The 14,878-nt window shown below is 63.6% G+C and carries 15 protein-coding genes and 1 tRNA gene; all 16 read right to left on the bottom strand.

The window, feature by feature from the left end; translation table 11 throughout:
* Positions 1-52: 52 nt before the first annotated feature.
* The 16 genes from OXG98_00595 to rpsB all read right to left on the bottom strand — a co-directional run bounded on the left by OXG98_00595 (position 53) and on the right by rpsB (position 14,863).
* A complete protein-coding gene (locus OXG98_00595) occupies positions 53-598 on the bottom strand; it encodes a hypothetical protein (protein ID MCY3770511.1) in 546 nt (181 codons plus the stop codon).
* A gap of 122 nt (positions 599-720) precedes the next feature.
* Positions 721-2,064 carry an aminomethyl-transferring glycine dehydrogenase subunit GcvPA gene (gene gcvPA, locus OXG98_00590; GenBank protein MCY3770510.1) on the bottom strand — a complete coding sequence of 448 codons (1,344 nt, stop codon included), beginning with the start codon at positions 2,062-2,064 and terminating at the stop codon, positions 721-723.
* 60 nt (positions 2,065-2,124) lie between these two features.
* Positions 2,125-2,505 carry a glycine cleavage system protein GcvH gene (gcvH, locus tag OXG98_00585; GenBank protein MCY3770509.1) on the bottom strand — a complete coding sequence of 127 codons (381 nt, stop codon included), beginning with the start codon at positions 2,503-2,505 and terminating at the stop codon, positions 2,125-2,127.
* Positions 2,506-2,561: 56 nt separating this feature from the next.
* Complete coding sequence (gene accC / locus OXG98_00580; GenBank protein ID MCY3770508.1) at positions 2,562-3,908, bottom strand: acetyl-CoA carboxylase biotin carboxylase subunit; 1,347 nt, start codon at positions 3,906-3,908, stop codon at positions 2,562-2,564.
* 6 nt (positions 3,909-3,914) lie between these two features.
* Complete coding sequence (accB, locus tag OXG98_00575; GenBank protein ID MCY3770507.1) at positions 3,915-4,382, bottom strand: acetyl-CoA carboxylase biotin carboxyl carrier protein; 468 nt, start codon at positions 4,380-4,382, stop codon at positions 3,915-3,917.
* Positions 4,383-4,404: 22 nt separating this feature from the next.
* Positions 4,405-4,962 carry an elongation factor P gene (efp, locus tag OXG98_00570; GenBank protein ID MCY3770506.1) on the bottom strand — a complete coding sequence of 186 codons (558 nt, stop codon included), beginning with the start codon at positions 4,960-4,962 and terminating at the stop codon, positions 4,405-4,407.
* Positions 4,963-5,080: 118 nt separating this feature from the next.
* Positions 5,081-5,154 (bottom strand) — tRNA-His (locus OXG98_00565).
* A 140-nt stretch (positions 5,155-5,294) separates the two neighbouring features.
* Positions 5,295-6,050, bottom strand: a complete 756-nt coding sequence (locus tag OXG98_00560) for a DUF4292 domain-containing protein (GenBank protein ID MCY3770505.1) — start codon at positions 6,048-6,050, stop codon at positions 5,295-5,297.
* Positions 6,051-6,183: 133 nt separating this feature from the next.
* Positions 6,184-8,514, bottom strand: coding sequence for a tetratricopeptide repeat protein (locus OXG98_00555; protein ID MCY3770504.1), 2,331 nt, complete (start codon positions 8,512-8,514; stop codon positions 6,184-6,186).
* A 7-nt stretch (positions 8,515-8,521) separates the two neighbouring features.
* The gene (rseP, locus tag OXG98_00550; GenBank protein MCY3770503.1) at positions 8,522-9,844 is read right to left on the bottom strand and encodes an RIP metalloprotease RseP; all 1,323 of its coding nucleotides are present in this window, start codon (positions 9,842-9,844) and stop codon (positions 8,522-8,524) included.
* A gap of 96 nt (positions 9,845-9,940) precedes the next feature.
* Positions 9,941-11,122 carry a 1-deoxy-D-xylulose-5-phosphate reductoisomerase gene (locus tag OXG98_00545; protein MCY3770502.1) on the bottom strand — a complete coding sequence of 394 codons (1,182 nt, stop codon included), beginning with the start codon at positions 11,120-11,122 and terminating at the stop codon, positions 9,941-9,943.
* Between the two features lie 26 nt (positions 11,123-11,148).
* The gene (locus OXG98_00540; GenBank protein ID MCY3770501.1) at positions 11,149-11,991 is read right to left on the bottom strand and encodes a phosphatidate cytidylyltransferase; all 843 of its coding nucleotides are present in this window, start codon (positions 11,989-11,991) and stop codon (positions 11,149-11,151) included.
* A gap of 14 nt (positions 11,992-12,005) precedes the next feature.
* Positions 12,006-12,782, bottom strand: coding sequence for an isoprenyl transferase (locus OXG98_00535; protein ID MCY3770500.1), 777 nt, complete (start codon positions 12,780-12,782; stop codon positions 12,006-12,008).
* Between the two features lie 53 nt (positions 12,783-12,835).
* On the bottom strand, positions 12,836-13,357 hold the full coding sequence (gene frr / locus OXG98_00530; protein ID MCY3770499.1) for a ribosome recycling factor: 522 nt from the start codon (positions 13,355-13,357) through the stop codon (positions 12,836-12,838).
* Positions 13,358-13,456: 99 nt separating this feature from the next.
* On the bottom strand, positions 13,457-14,053 hold the full coding sequence (gene tsf / locus OXG98_00525; GenBank protein ID MCY3770498.1) for a translation elongation factor Ts: 597 nt from the start codon (positions 14,051-14,053) through the stop codon (positions 13,457-13,459).
* Positions 14,054-14,122: 69 nt separating this feature from the next.
* On the bottom strand, positions 14,123-14,863 hold the full coding sequence (gene rpsB, locus OXG98_00520) for a 30S ribosomal protein S2 (GenBank protein ID MCY3770497.1): 741 nt from the start codon (positions 14,861-14,863) through the stop codon (positions 14,123-14,125).
* Between the last annotated feature and the right edge of the window lie 15 nt (positions 14,864-14,878).

The following is a 14,878-nucleotide window of genomic DNA, read 5'->3' as shown; positions in this document are numbered from 1 at the left end:
CCAGCCGGCCGGTGTCCACGAGCCCGTGGGCATTGGTCGGGATCTGCACCGTCTAGTAACCCACCAGGGTGACGCTGGCCGGGTTGGTGCCATGGGCCGAATCGGGGATGATGACCTTGCGCCGGGCGTGTCCCAGGCTCTCGTGGTAGGCCCGCATGATCATCAGGCCGGTCAACTCGCCGTGGGCACCGGCGGCGGGCTGCAGCGTCACGCCTTCCAGTCCGGCGATTTCCGCGAGATCCCGCGAGAGTTCGTACATCAGCTGAAGACCGCCCTGGCAGGTCTCGTCCTGCTGCATGGGGTGCAGGCGCGCGAATCCCGGCAGGGCGGCCATGTCCTCGTTTACTTTCGGATTGTGCTTGATGGTGCACGATCCGAGGGGATACATGGCCCGGTCGGGATGGTAGTTCAGGGTGGACAGCCGGGTATAGTGGCGGACGACGTCGACCTCGCTGACCTCGGGCAGTCCGGGCGGTGTGCTCCGGATGTCCGCTTCGGGCAGGTAAGACGAAACCGGCCTGGCGGGCACGTCTGGCGCGGGCAGCGAAACACCCCTTCTTCTGGGGGAGCTTAGCTCAAATATAAGCGGTTCCGACAATCTTGTTCCTCTCAGGATGCGTCTGTTCCGTTTTAGGCGGCGCTGCTTCTGCAGGTCCTCTCAGACCCAGCGGATCGAAGTCCGCGGTCGCGGCTCAGCAGCTCGAAGTCCGCCGTTCAGAATCAACTGAACTGCCCCAGCGCTTCGACCAGCCGGTCGATCTGGACCCGCGTCCGCCGCTCCGTCACCGCGATCAGCAGGCCGTCTTCCAGGCCCAGCGCCGGGAAGTGGCCCAGGTCGATGCCGGCCAGCAGCCCGTCCTCGGTGAGCCGGGTCACGATCTCGCCGGGCGATACCGGCGTCCGCACCACGAATTCCTTGAAGAACGGCCGGTCGAAGGCGAGCTCATAGCCGGACAGGTCCGCGATACGCTCGGCGGCGTAGTGGCTCTTGTGGAGACACAGTTCCGCAACCTCTTTCAACCCCTGTTTTCCAACGAGCGCCAGGTAGATGGTCGCCATCAGGGCATTGAGCTGCTGGCTGGTGCAGATGTTCGACGTCGCCTTGTCCCGCCGGATGTGCTGCTCCCGGGCCTGCAGCGTCAGGACGAACCCCCGGCGATTCTCCTGGTCGACGGTCTGTCCCGCAATGCGCCCGGGCATGCGCCGGACGAAGCGGTCCCGCGTCGCGAAGAAACCCAGGGCCGGTCCGCCGTAACTCACCTGGTTTCCCATGGACTGCCCCTCTCCCACGGCGATGTCCGCGCCATAGGCGCCCGGAGATTCGATGATCCCGAGGGAGATCGGGTCCACGGCCATGACCAGGAGGGCACCCGCGGCATGCACGGTCCGTTCCAGGTCTCTCATGGATTCCAGGCAGCCGAAGAAGTTGGGATGCTGGACGATGACACAGGCCGTGTCGTCGGTCAGGGCGGACGCCAGCCGGTCAGGGTCCAGCGTGCCGCCGGTACGGGGTAGCGTCTCCACCTCGATGCCCGGACCGTGGGCGTAAGTGTATACGGTTTCGGCGTAATGGGGGTGCAGGCCGCCCGCCAGGAGCACGCGGCTGCGCCCCGTCGCCGACCGGGCCAGCATGGCCGCCTCCGCTGTCGCCGAGGCGCCGTCGTACATGGAAGCGTTGGCCACGTCCAGGCCCGTAAGTTCGCAGATCATCGTCTGGAATTCGTAGATGCCCTGGAGCGTCCCCTGGCTCACCTCCGGCTGGTAGGGCGTGTAGGAAGTCAGGAATTCCGAGCGGCCGGCCAGGTGGCCGACGGCGCTTGGAACGAAATGATCGTACATGCCGCCGCCCACGAAGGACGCCATCCGGTCGGCCGAGGCGTTCCGGGCGGCCATCTCGCCCATCGTATCGTGGAGTTCGAGTTCGGACAGGGCCGGCGGGAGATCCAGCGGGGCGTCGAGGCGAACGTCACGGGGGATGCCGGCCAACAGTTCTTCGACCGACTCGATGCCGATGGCGGCCATCATCGCACGCCGGTCGGCATCGGTGTTGGGAATGTACGTCATGGATACTCCGCTGGAGCCGGCCCCTCAGGCGCCGGTGAAGGAGCGGTAATCGGCGGTCCCTCAGGCGCCGGTGAAGGAGCGGTAATCGGCGGCGGTCATCAGGCTGGTGAAGGCGCCCGCGTCGTCCACCTTCAGCCTGATCATCCATCCGTCGCCGTAGGGGTCCTGGTTGACCGCCTCGGGGTTGTCTTCCAGGTCGTCGTTGACCTCCGTCACGGTCCCGCCCATGGGACTGTAGAGGTCCGACACGGTCTTCACGGCTTCCACCGCCCCGAAGACGCCCATCTCGGCCACGGGGTCGCCTTCCGAAGGCAGTTCCACGAAGACGATGTCACCCAGTTCGGACTGCGCGAAGTCCGTGATGCCGACGGTGGCGATGTCGCCCTCCAGGCGCACCCACTCGTGTTCAGTCGAATAGCGGAGATCTGAGGGCGTGTTCATGCGTTCCTTTCTCCGGCGCCTAGGTCCGATGCGGGCCGCCGCCACCGGTCGGTTCGTCAACTCAGGGAACTCAGGGATTCAACGAAAGCCGTGTCCGCCTTCCCGGAACGGAAGGTGGGGTGCTTCAACATGAACTGGTGGAACGGTATCGTCGTGTTTATGCCTTCGACGATGAACTCGTCCAGGGCTCGCTCGGTCCGCGTCATCGCCTCTTCCCGGTCCTTTCCCCAGACGACGAGCTTCGCCAGCATGGAGTCGTAGAACGGCGTGACGACGTACTGGGCGTACACGTGGCTGTCCACCCGCACACCGTATCCGCCCGGCGTGTGAAAACTCGTGATCTCGCCCGTGGACGGCATGAAGTTCCGGTCCGGGTCCTCGGCGTTGATCCGGCATTCGATGGCGTGTCCGCGCAGCTGGACGTCTTCCTGAGAGAAGCCCAGGGGACGGCCCGAGGCAACGAGGATCTGTTCCTTCACGAGGTCCTGTGAAACGACCATTTCCGTCACGGGATGTTCCACCTGGATGCGCGTGTTCATTTCCATGAAGTAGAACTGGCGGTCCTCCGTCACCAGAAACTCGACGGTCCCCGCGTTTTCGTAGTCGATCGCCCGCGCCGCGCGCAGGGCGGCTTCTCCCAGCCCGGAACGAAGGTCGTCGTCGACGAAGGGGGAGGGCGACTCTTCGATGAGTTTCTGCCGGCGCCGCTGGATCGAACAGTCCCGCTCGCCGAGGTGGACGACCTGGCCGTGCCGGTCGCCCAGGACCTGCACCTCGATATGCCGGGCCTTTTCAATATACCTTTCCAGGTACAGGGCAGGGTTGTTGAAGGCGTTCTGGGCTTCGCGCGAAGCCAGGCGGAAGGCCTCGCGCAACTCGCCCGCGTCGCGGACGATGCGGATACCCCGTCCGCCTCCGCCGGCGGAGGCCTTGATCACCAGGGGAAATCCGATCTCCTGGGAAGCCTCCACCGCGGCGTCCTCGTCGGCGACGGTGTCTTCCGTTCCCGGAATGGTGGGGACGTCGGACGCCGACACCGTCTTTCGCGCTTCGGCCTTGTCGCCCATGAGGCGGATAGCCCTGGACGGCGGTCCGATGAAGGCGATGTCGCAGGATTCGCAGACTTCGGCGAAGTGGGGGTTTTCAGACAGGAACCCGTATCCGGGATGCACGGCGTCGGCGTTCATGATTTCCGCCGCGCTGATGATGCGGGGGATGTTCAGGTAGCTGTCGTTGGGCGAGTTACTGCCGATGCAGACCGCCTCGTCGGCGAAGCGGACGTGAAGGGAGTCCTGGTCCGACTCGGAATGGACGGCCACCGTCGCGATGTTCAACTCTTTGCACGAGCGGATGATACGCAGGGCGATCTCGCCGCGGTTGGCGATGAGGATCTTCTGAAACATCGATGCCTATGCCGGTTCGATCAGAAACAACGGTTGGCCGTACTCGACGGGCTGAGCGTCTTCCACCAGGATGGCCATCACGCGCCCGTTCAATTCGGACTGGATGGGGTTCATCAGTTTCATGGCTTCGATGATGCACAGCTGCTGGCCGGTGGTGATCCGGTCCTGCTCCTGAACGAAGGGCTCGGCGTCGGGCTCGGGCGCCCGGTAGAATGTACCCACCATGGGCGAACTCACCTCGACGTAGGTACTGTCGGCATCGGTTGCCGGTCCGTTGTCTGACGACACGTTCTCGACAGGCGGTGCGGCGGCCGACGCGAGCGGGTCCGCCGCGGGCGCGGGGACCGCCGCCGCGGGCGCCCCGGGCGTCATGCGGACGATCCGGATCTTCCGGTCGCCCTCGGCCACCTCGACTTCCTGGATGTCGGTATCCCGAAGCGATTCAATCAGCTTGAGCACCTCGTCGATTCCCATGACAGGCTCCTCGGGAGGGCGGTTACACCCGCTCCACGTATTCGCGGGACCGCGTATCAATGCGCAGCACGTCGCCCGGATTGATGAACAACGGGACCTGCACCACGGCGCCGCTCTCGAGCGTGGCCGGCTTGGTGCCGCCGGTCGCGGTATCGCCGCGGATACCCGGGTCGGTCTGCGTCACTTCCAGTTCGATGAAATTCGGCATCTCGAGGCCCACGACGCCCTGGTCCGCGGTGAGCAGTTCGAGCGTCATGCTGTCCTTTATGTAATCCTTGTTGTCCCCGATGATCGCCGCGCCGACCGGTACCTGCTCGTAGGTCTCCAGGTCCATCATGTAGTACATGTCCCCGTCGGCGTACTGGAACTGGGCCTTGCGGCGTTCCACCCGCACGTCTTCGAGCTTGTCCGAGGCCTTGTACGTCTTGTCGATCACGGCCCCGGTATGGATATGCTTCAGACGGGTGCGCGAAAAGGCCGTTCCCTTGCCGGGCTTGATGTGCTCGCAGCCCGTGATGAGGTAAATGGAGCCATCGATCCTGATGGTCATTCCGGTGCGCAGGTCTGTCGCGTTTACCATGGGATTCGGCTGGTCTCCTCTGCCCGCTACATCGGCTGGTCCGCGTTACCGGACCGATCGGCATGCGACGCGCGCGTCTTTATCCCCTCCGGCTGAGACGAGAGCATTCCGCTTGCAGGGTGGGCAACGGGATTCGAACCCGCGACCTCCAGAGCCACAGTCTAGCGCTCTAACCAACTGAGCTATGCCCACCATCGACTACGAATCGAGCAAGCAATATAGACGCTCCGCCAGCCTGCTGTCAAGGGATTTGTCGGAGATCCGGCGCTCGTCCGGCGGGGTTCCGGGAAGGGGCCGGGCTCCGTGACACGCCGCCGTAAATCACCCGGCGTTCAGGGAAAACGCTCCCGCGGCACACCGGGGCCCGAAGCTTCGTCTTCGTCCGTGGTCTCGGAGATTGCCGTAGCTTCCTCCGGCGGACGGCGGGTGACCGTCTGCGGCAGGCGCACGTCGACGCCCGCGGGCCGCAGTCCCCGGTTGACCGACTGTGTTCTGTACGTCAGTTCGATGGTGCCGGACATGCCGGTGCCGGACATCCCGCCGCTCCGTGTTATACGTACCGATCCCGGTATCCAGATCCCGTTGCGTTTCCGGAAACGTTCGAAAGTCCGTACCACGGATTCCCGGGTCGCGGGGGATTCCCAGGCCTCCCGGGTGACCGTCTTTTTTTCGGTGTCGATCCGCAGCGACCGGTTGGCCCCGCCGTCCTGCAGCGTGACGGCTGCCGTCCCTCCGCCGTGGCGGTATTCGACGATTCGCATCCCGGCGTATCTGCCTGGTTCCATGGTCCCGGTTACGGCGGCGCGTATGTCCTCCAGGGTCAGATCGAGCCCGGGTATGGTGACGTACCGTGTCCCGAGTTCTCCTTCGAAGACGGTGTTTTCACGGGGCAGGTAGAGCCGGACCTTCCTGTCATCGACGAGGAGGATGTCGGGCACCTGGAACATGGTGCCGTGCACATCGATGCGGAATCGCGCGGGACTGTGGTACCGAATCCGAAGCGACGCCCGGCCCCGCCGGCCTTTGAAAGAGGTCTCGATGCGCGCGCTGCCTCTTAGATCCCGCAGGCGCGCCGAGGCCTCATCCATTTCCCGCAGCAACTGATCAACCGGCAGAGGAACAGGTACGGTATGTGGAGGTCGACAGGAAAACAGCAAAAGACCGGCGCAGGCGAGTATCCGGCCCCGCCAACCGCGGCCGGACCGGACCGGACCGGTCGGTTTACCTGGCATCTTGAAGTTTCTGCAGAATCTCTTCGGATTCCTCGGGGGTCACGTCTTCCATCTCGAGGGCGCGCTCCCAGTAGCGGATGGCGCTTCTTTTCATGCCGAGCCGGCTGTAAATGTCCCCGAGATGGTCGTGTACCGTGGCGCTCGTATCTTCGAACTGGAGGGCCTTTTCCACGTAGAACCGCGCTTTCCGGTAGTCGCCCAGCCTGAAATACACCCATCCCAGGCTATCCAGGAAGGCACCGTTCTCCGGGCTCTGCTCGAGGGCTTTCTCGATCATCACCTTGGCTTCGTCCAGCCGCAGGCCCTTGTCGGCCAGGATATATCCCAGGTAGTTCAGCGTGTAGATGTCGTCGGGATCGATGGTCAGGGCGGTCTCGAAGGTGGCCACGGCTTTCTCGAACTGGCCCGACTGGTCGTAGTTCTGCGCGAGCAGGAAATGGAGGCGGTGGTGAGCCTGGAAGCGCGCTACCGCCTGTTCCGTGATCTCGATGGCTTCCTCGTACTTTTCCTGCTCCGTATGGGCGTAACCGAGGTAGAACCACAGTTCGGGGTTCTCCGGATCGATTTCAAGGCCGTCCCGGAGGACCTGGATACCGCCTTCGAAGTCTTCCTGGCGCAGGTGCACCAGGCCGAGGTTTATCCATCCCCTGCCATCCTCCGGATTGAGGTCCACGACCCTTCGAAATTGCGTCCCCGCCTGTTCGAACGCCTCGCGGGACAGGTAACTGACGCCCAGGTACAGGTGAAGCTCGGGGATCTCCGGCAGGAACGACAGGGCCTGGCTGAGCACGCGCTCCGCCTGTTCGTGCTTGTCCTGCCGCAGATAGGCCAGGCTCAGGCTGATCCATCCCCGGGGGTCGTGCCGGTTTATCCCGATGCTCTTCTGAGCCTGGTCGATGGACTGGTTGTACATTTCGTGTTCGAGGTAGATGTTCGCCAGGTTCAGGCGAAGGGTGACGTCGTCCGGCAGCGACTCCACGCCTTCTTTCAGGGCGGCGATCCCATCCTGCAACATGCCCTGTTCAATGAGGGCGTATCCCAGTGCTATCCGGCTTCGCGCGTGTCCGGAATCTACCCGGATGGCCGATTTGAAAGCGGCGACGGCAAGGGGATGGGCGCCGGATTCCTGGTAGACGAATCCGAGGTGCATGAAGAGATCGGGGTTCTCTCCCATGACGCCCAGGCCTTCCCTCAGCGTGCTCACGGCCCGCTCAAGATTCCCGGTACTCCGGTATGCCCGGCCGAGGTTGATCCAGTGTTTCGCATCCTCCCCGTTCAAGGAGACGGCCTTCGTCAACGGAGCGACGGCCTCTTCCGGCTTGTCCTGGTTGAGCAGCGCTTCTCCAAGGGCTCCGAGGATTTCCGATGAATTCGGATGAACATCCAGGCCCTCCCGCAGGATCGCCAGCGCCTGATCGTCACGGCCGCCGGCCTGGTAAGCATCGCCCAGTTCCGCCCACAGCGCTGGGGACGTCCGGTTGGATTCGAGCAGCAACCGGTACTCGGCGGCCGCTTCGTCGGGCCTGCCGAGGAACATCAGGATCCGCGCGAGCCGGTGCCTCAGGGCAGCTTCCCGATCGGGTCCCAGGGCGATGATCTCCCGGTACATGGCCACGGCCCGGTCCCACTGCCGCCTGAACTCGTAGATTTCCGTCAGGGCCACCCGTGCCGGGATCGAATCCGGGTAGTCGTCGAGGACCTTCTGCAGCTCGATGACCGCCTTGTCGTACATCTCCCGCTTCCGGTAGGCGTCGGCCAGTTTGAAATGGAATTCGGCGTTGCGGGGGGCCAGGCGGCTCACCGTTTCCAGCGCCCGAAGGGCGGCCTCCCTGTCGTTCAGGCGTTCCGCCAGCTGCGACAGGGCGATGTGGGCTTCGATGTTACCCGGTTCCAGCGAGACGACCCGCTCGAACGCGGCCCGGGCCGGCAGGTACCTGCCCAGGTCGGCGTTGTACTTTCCCAGCACGAGCCATGCGTCCGTCGCCGTCGAATCCAGTTCCACCGCCTTCGCGGCATGCTGCCGCGCCTGGTCGCGTTGAGTCACGAGGTAGTAGTCCACAGCCAGCGCGGTGTGGATCTCGGCGGAGGTCGGATCGTACTCGAGGGCCTGCAGATAGGCCTTGATCGCGTTGACCCGGTCGTTCTGCGCGTCGTAGAGGCCGCCCTGGGCATAGAACTCCAGGGCCTTGGCGCGGTTCACCTGGCCGAGCGCGTGCAGGGGGGGATGGATGCCCGCCAGCACCACGCAGAGCAGCAAGATTCCCCAGGCAGTGGCTCTTGCGGCCGACCGGCTTCCCGCCGTCATATTCGCACCTGTCATCACGTGTCTACCGGAATATCCGCGTAACGTCGTTGAACACCACGAACACCATGAGCAAGAGCAGCAGGGCCATGCCTGTTTGCTGCCATACCAGCCGGTACCTGAGCGAAAGCGGACGCCGCAGCACGCTCTCGACGCCCAGGATGAGCAGTTGGCCGCCGTCCAGCGCGGGTATGGGCAACAGGTTCAGTATGGCGAGGTTGATGCTCAGAAAGGCCATGAAACTGAAGAGACTGCTCGGACCCTGGCGGGCGCTGTCTCCGGCCATCTGGGCGATGGCGATGGGACCGCCCACCGAGTCGGTGGACACCTGGCCCATGACCAGCTTCTTGACGAAACCGAGTATGGTGTAGGTGACGGCGGCCAGCTGCGTCCCGGCCAGGCTGACGGAAGAGACAAGCCCCACCGGGCTGCGCTTCAGGTGATCCTGCTGGGTAATGCCGATCTGGCCGATATCGATGACGTCCCCGGTCTCCCGGTCCAGGTCCTGGGCCGTATTGGGGACGATGCTCACCTGGTGAGATTGCCCGTTTCGGGTCCAGGACACCGTGGTTTCCATGCCCGGCCGGCCTCGGATCTGGTCGACCATCTCGTACCACTGCGTAACCGGGACGCCATCTACCGAAGTGATGACATCCCCGGGCCTCAGACCGGCCTTCTCCGCCGGAGAATCCGGTATGACCGTGCTCACGGCCGACGCCCGAAAGTAGTCCAGGCCGGCCAGCCGCTCCGCCGCGCCCGTACCGTCATACCGCACTTCAACCGTACGGTCCCGTCCCTCCCGGCGCACCTTCAGCGCCACGGCCGCCGCCGTGCCGGACGCGAGTTGCCGCTGGACATCCTCCCACGTATCGACGGGCGCCTGGTCGATTTCGAGTATCTCATCGCCGACCTGCAATCCCGCCGCGGCGTAAGGGCTTCGGCTGTCCACCCGGCCGACGGTGGTTGTGTCGACGAGCATCACGCCCATGGTCACGTAGAACAGCCAGAAGATGATGAAGGCGAGGACGAAATTCGCCCCGGGACCCGCCGCGATGACGAAGGCGCGCGCGCTCACGGACTTGGACTGGAATTCCCCGGGCTCGCCAGCCTTCTCCTCCGACTGGCGGTCGGGTTGCTCTCCGGCCATTTTCACGTAGCCGCCCAGGGGAATCCAGGAGATACAGTACTCGGTGTCTCCTATGGTCTTGCCGATCATCTTGGGCGGAAACCCGAGGGAGAACCGCTCCACCCGGATACCCATGCGCTTGGCGGCCAGAAAGTGGCCCAGCTCGTGGAAGAAGACCAGCAGCCCGAGGACGAAAATCGCCGATAGCACGGTGGTTAACATGCCGGAAACTCCGTTCTTTTCTTACCTTTTCTCATACCCTCGACGCGCACTTCGCGCGGCGGATAACATGACACAGAAATATACAGGCGGCCACCTTCACCCGGCAATCAACTTTTTCCCGCAGTACGCCCTGGTCCACCGGTCCGCCGCCACGATGGATTCCAGCGTCACGGGTGCCGAGCCGTCCGCCGCGGCCGCGTGCCGGTCCATGGCATCGGCGATGATGCCCGGTATGTCGGTAAATCCGATCCGGTGCTCGAGGAAGGCCTCTACGGCCATTTCGTCGGCCGTACTCAGCACGGCGGGCGCGGTGGCCCCCCGGCGGCTGGCCTCGTAGGCGAGCCCCAGGCAGGGAAACGTGTCCTCATCGGGCGGATCCAGGGTCAGGGACCAGCTCCGCGTGATGTCGAATCGCGGCCAGGGGGTTTCCAGGCGTTCCGGGTAAGAGAGAGCATACTGGATCGGTATGCGCATGTCGGTGGGACCCATCTGCGCCAGCAAAGACCCGTCGACCATCTCGACCATGGAGTGGATAATGGACTGCGGATGGATCACCACGTCGATTTTCGACACGGGGAGGCCGAAGAGCCAGTGGGCCTCGATGACCTCGAATCCCTTGTTCATGAGCGTCGCGGAATCGATGGTGACTTTGCGTCCCATGTTCCACGTGGGATGGTTCAGCGCGTCCGTCGTGGAAATCCGCGTCAGCGCTGCCGGATCGCTGTTGCGGAAAGGGCCGCCCGAGGCCGTCAGGATCACGCGCTCGATCCGGTCCGGGTCCTGTCCGGCGAGGCACTGGTGCACCGCGCAATGCTCGCTGTCCACGGGCAGGATGTCCACGCCGTTCCGCCGCGCCGATTCCATGACGACCTCCCCGGCCATGACCAGGATCTCCTTGTTGGCCAGTCCGATGGTCTTGCCCGCTTCGATCGCTTTGAGCGTGGGGACGAGACCCGCGCTCCCCGGAAGGGCGCTGATCACCAGGTCCACGTCGGGGTGGGCGACGGCTTCGATCAGTCCTTCCACGCCCGTGTGGATCGACGGCGCGCCGGTGCCGCGGCCGAGCCCGGCGTCGCCCCGGACGAGCCTGTCCGCCCTGTCCCCGTCGGCGACGGCGATCATGCGGGGACGGAAACGCGCGATCTGTTGCTCCAGCAGATCGACCCGGGTATTGGCCGTCAGGCTGTGGGCCGCATACCGGTCCGGAAAGGCCGCGATGACATCCAGCGTTTGCGTTCCGACGGAACCCGTCGAACCCAGGATCGCGATGCGCTTCATGGTCTCGGGACGCTCCTGTCTGGTGCTCAACCGGCCAGGTAGGCCAGGTAGTAATATACGAAAGGCGCCGCGAAGAACACGCTGTCGAACCGGTCCAGGATACCGCCGTGCCCCGGGATGATACGGGAGGAATCCTTCAGGCCCGCGTCCCGTTTTACCAGGGATTCCGCGAGGTCGCCGACCTGGGCGGCCATGCCGCCCGCGGCGCCCAGGACGACACAGTGAAGCGGACTCAGGAAGGGAAACAGCGCGTAGCGGAGTCCGAACATGAATGCGACGGCCCCGATAAGCCCTCCGACGGTGCCCTCTACGGTCTTGCCCGCGCTGATGCGGGGCAGCAGCTTGCGGCGTCCCAGCAGCCTGCCCGTAAAATAGGCGCAGGCGTCGTAGGACCAGGGTATGGCGAAAGCGAGCAGGGCCGGCGTCATGGCCCGCTCTCCCCACATTACGACGGCCGGATCGCCGATCGGCCATTTGCCGAGCAGGATCAGATGGCTGCCGAGGAGTCCGATATAGACCACGCCGAACACCGTGGCGGCCACGTTCTGAAAGGGCGAACCCGCGCTCTTTCTGAACACCTCCGCCGAGGTGGACAGGAGCAGCAGGGCCGTGAGGATCAGCGGGGCGTGGCCGCCCGCGTTCAGCCAGGCGTCGACACACAGCAGAATGGCCGCGGGCACGCCGATGAACCAGTTGGGACTGATGTCTTTGGCCGCGGCGATGCCGTGGTATTCACGCAGGCCGAAGAGCACGACGAGGGTGACGAAGACGAAGAGGCTCGTTCCGCCGATCCAGCAGAGGAACACGATGCACGGGAGGACCACCGCACCCACGGTGATACGAACCCGGGTCTCCGCGAAGGCCGCCATGGAGATTCACTCCGTTACGCGCTGGGAGAAGAGACCTGCTCGCCGGTTCTTCCGAAACGGCGCTCCCTCGACTGGTAGTCCCTGACGGCTCCGATGAAATGGCTTCGCGAGAAATCGGGCCACAGCACCTGAGAAACCAGGATTTCGGTATAAGCCAGCTGATACAGCAGGAAGTTGCTGATCCGCATCTCGCCGCTGGTCCGGATCAGCAGGTCGGGGTCGGGCAGGTTCTCCGTGTACAGATAGGACGCGAAAAGCGATTCGTCGATGGCTTCAGGATTCAGCCTGCCCGCCTGGACGTCCATGGCGATACATTGCGCGGCTTCGACGATCTCCTGTCTCCCGCCGTAGTTCAGGGCGAAATTCAACAGCAGGCGGTCGTTGCCCGCCGTCTGTTCCGTGATCTGCTGAATGACCTGCCGGTTGGTTTCCGGCAGCTCGTCCCACCTGCCCAGGAAGGAGACCCGGATCCCGTGCCGGGTGGCTTCGTCGAAGGCGCCGCGCAGCGATTCGACGATCAGCTGCATGATGGCGGCGACTTCACGCCGGGGCCGGTTCCAGTTCTCGGTCGAAAACCCGAAGAAGGTGAGTATTCGGACGCCGAACTCCCCGGCGCACCGGATCATCTCGCGAACGGACTCCACCCCCGCGGAATGCCCCTCGTCCCGAGCAAGCCCCCGCTTCTTCGCCCATCGCCCGTTGCCGTCCATGATGAACGCGATGTGGCGGGGCATGCGCTCCGGATCCAGTCCTTCTGAGACCGCCCGGTCTTTCTCTGCGTCTCGACCCACGTCACCCCCGAATGTGCCGCTGGCGGGTATGGATCCGGATGGCCGGCTTCCGCCTATATCTCCAGGATTTCCTGTTCTTTTACCGATATGGCGCTGTCGATGGAGGAGGTATGCTGGTCGGTGAGATCCTGGATGGTCTTCTGATGCCGTTTGCTTTCGTCTTCCGACATCCGGTGGGCTTTTTCTTCGGCCTTGATGCGCTCGTTCATTTCCCTGCGTACGTTCCGGATGCCGATCTTGCCGTCCTCGCCCAGTTTCTTGATCACTTTCACGTATTCAAGCCTGCGCTCTTCGGTCAGCTGGGGGACCGGCAGGTGGATGACGTTCCCGTCGGAATTCGGCATGAGTCCCAGGTCGGACGTCTGGATGGCCCGGACGATTTCGGAGATCATCTGCTTGTCCCAGGGCTGGATCGAGATCGTGCGCGCGTCCGGCGTGTTGATGGTGGCGACCTGGTTGATGGGGGTCATGGTTCCGTAGGCTTCTATCTGGATGTTGTCCAGCAGGGCGGGATTGGCCCGGCCCGCCCGTACGCCGGAGAGCTCCATGCGAAGCACCTCGACGGACTGATCCATTTTTCGACTGGTTTCTCTGATGATCTCTTTGGCTTCCACGATACACCTCGTTGGCAACGGAAAACCGGTGTCGATCCTACCGGCAAGGGGTACGGCGCGCTATTCTCCGCCCAGTTCGTACCGGACGAACCGTCTTACCATAATGTTTTCGCCCAGCGTGGCCACCGCCTCCGTGATCAGGTCCCGCACCGTCTTGTCGGTATCCCGGATGAACGGCTGTTCCAGCAGGCAGTTTTCCTGGTTGAATTTCTCTATCCTGCCCTGGACGATCCGTTCGATGATGTGATCGGGCTTGCCCTCGTTCCGGGCCTGGTTCCAGTATATCTCCCGCTCCTTGTCCAGCACGGCCTCTTCGATCTGGTCCCGGTCCACGGCGAGGGGACGCGTGGCCGCCACCTGCATGGCGATATCGTGCGCCAGGGTCTGAAAGGACTCGTTCCGGGCGACGAAATCGGTCTCGCAATTCATCTCGACCATTGTGGCGATACGGCTGCCCGGATGGATATAGGTATGAATGATGCCCTCTTTCGCTTCCCGGGCGCTTTTCTTGGACGCCGCCATGATGCCTTTTTCACGCAGGAGCGTGACCGCCTTCTCTATACTTCCTTCGGATTCTTGCAGGGCCCGCTTGCAGTCCATCATTCCGGCGCCGGTCTGGTTTCTCAGGGTCTTTACGTCGCTTGCTGATATAGTCATGGATACATGAAACTCTTAGCGGACATCGATCATCCGCTACGGCCGCCTTTCTCCGGCCACGAATCCGGATTACGCCTCTTCTTCGACTTCCTCGACCGGCGCTTCATCCGACGGAACGGCCCGGCCCGAGTTGCGCAGTCCTTCCTCCACGGCGCTCGCCACGACTTCTGTGATGAGACCGATGGACCGGAGCGCGTCGTCGTTTCCGGGTATGGGATAGTCGATCAGGTCGGGATCGCAGTTCGTATCCAGGATGCTGACGATGGGTATCTCCAGCGTATTCGCCTCTGCGACGGCGATGCGTTCCTTCCGGGCGTCCACCACGAAAATGACGCCGGGCAGGTCGCGCATGTCACGGATTCCGCCCAGGACCTTCTGCAGGCGCTCGCGTTCCTTTTCCAGGCTCGCGGCTTCCTTTTTCGTGAGCGCGTCCATGGTGCCGTGTTCTTTCATTTTCTCGAGCTCTTCCAGCCGCTTGACGCTGGTCTGTATCGTCTGGAAGTTTGTCAACATGCCGCCGAGCCAGCGCTCCGCGACGTAGAACATGCCGCATCGCTGCGCCATTTCGATGATGACGGGCCGGGCCTGCTTCTTCGTACCCACGAAGAGGACGGACTGCCCTCTCTCGACGGCCGTGCGCACGGCGTTGTACGCGATTTCGATCTGGCTGAGCGTCTTCTTCAGGTCGATGATGTATATATTGTTACGCTCAGCGAATATGAACTGTTTCATCTTCGGGTTCCAGCGCCGGGTCTGGTGACCGAAGTGAACGCCTGCGCCCAGCAAATCCTGGATGGTAGGAATCCCCATTAGCGGTTCTGATCT

The sequence above is a fragment of the Gemmatimonadota bacterium genome (assembly GCA_026706345.1).
Lineage (GTDB): Bacteria > JAAXHH01 > JAAXHH01 > JAAXHH01 > JAAXHH01 > JAAXHH01.
Note: the sequence above shows the minus strand (reverse complement) of the source record. Positions and strands in the feature narration are given on the sequence as shown.

Coding starts and splice junctions, on each gene's coding strand:
- OXG98_00545 (MCY3770502.1), bottom strand. CDS start 11,122: ATGAAGCGCATCGCGATCCTGGGTTCGACGGGTTCCGTCGGAACGCAA.
- OXG98_00560 (MCY3770505.1), bottom strand. CDS start 6,050: ATGGATGAGGCCTCGGCGCGCCTGCGGGATCTAAGAGGCAGCGCGCGC.
- OXG98_00540 (MCY3770501.1), bottom strand. CDS start 11,991: ATGGCGGCCTTCGCGGAGACCCGGGTTCGTATCACCGTGGGTGCGGTG.
- accB (MCY3770507.1), bottom strand. CDS start 4,382: ATGGGAATCGACGAGGTGCTCAAGCTGATTGAATCGCTTCGGGATACC.
- gcvPA (MCY3770510.1), bottom strand. CDS start 2,064: ATGACGTACATTCCCAACACCGATGCCGACCGGCGTGCGATGATGGCC.
- OXG98_00555 (MCY3770504.1), bottom strand. CDS start 8,514: ATGACAGGTGCGAATATGACGGCGGGAAGCCGGTCGGCCGCAAGAGCC.
- gcvH (MCY3770509.1), bottom strand. CDS start 2,505: ATGAACACGCCCTCAGATCTCCGCTATTCGACTGAACACGAGTGGGTG.
- accC (MCY3770508.1), bottom strand. CDS start 3,908: ATGTTTCAGAAGATCCTCATCGCCAACCGCGGCGAGATCGCCCTGCGT.
- rseP (MCY3770503.1), bottom strand. CDS start 9,844: ATGTTAACCACCGTGCTATCGGCGATTTTCGTCCTCGGGCTGCTGGTC.
- rpsB (MCY3770497.1), bottom strand. CDS start 14,863: ATGGGGATTCCTACCATCCAGGATTTGCTGGGCGCAGGCGTTCACTTC.
- efp (MCY3770506.1), bottom strand. CDS start 4,962: ATGGTAAACGCGACAGACCTGCGCACCGGAATGACCATCAGGATCGAT.
- tsf (MCY3770498.1), bottom strand. CDS start 14,053: ATGACTATATCAGCAAGCGACGTAAAGACCCTGAGAAACCAGACCGGC.
- frr (MCY3770499.1), bottom strand. CDS start 13,357: ATGGATCAGTCCGTCGAGGTGCTTCGCATGGAGCTCTCCGGCGTACGG.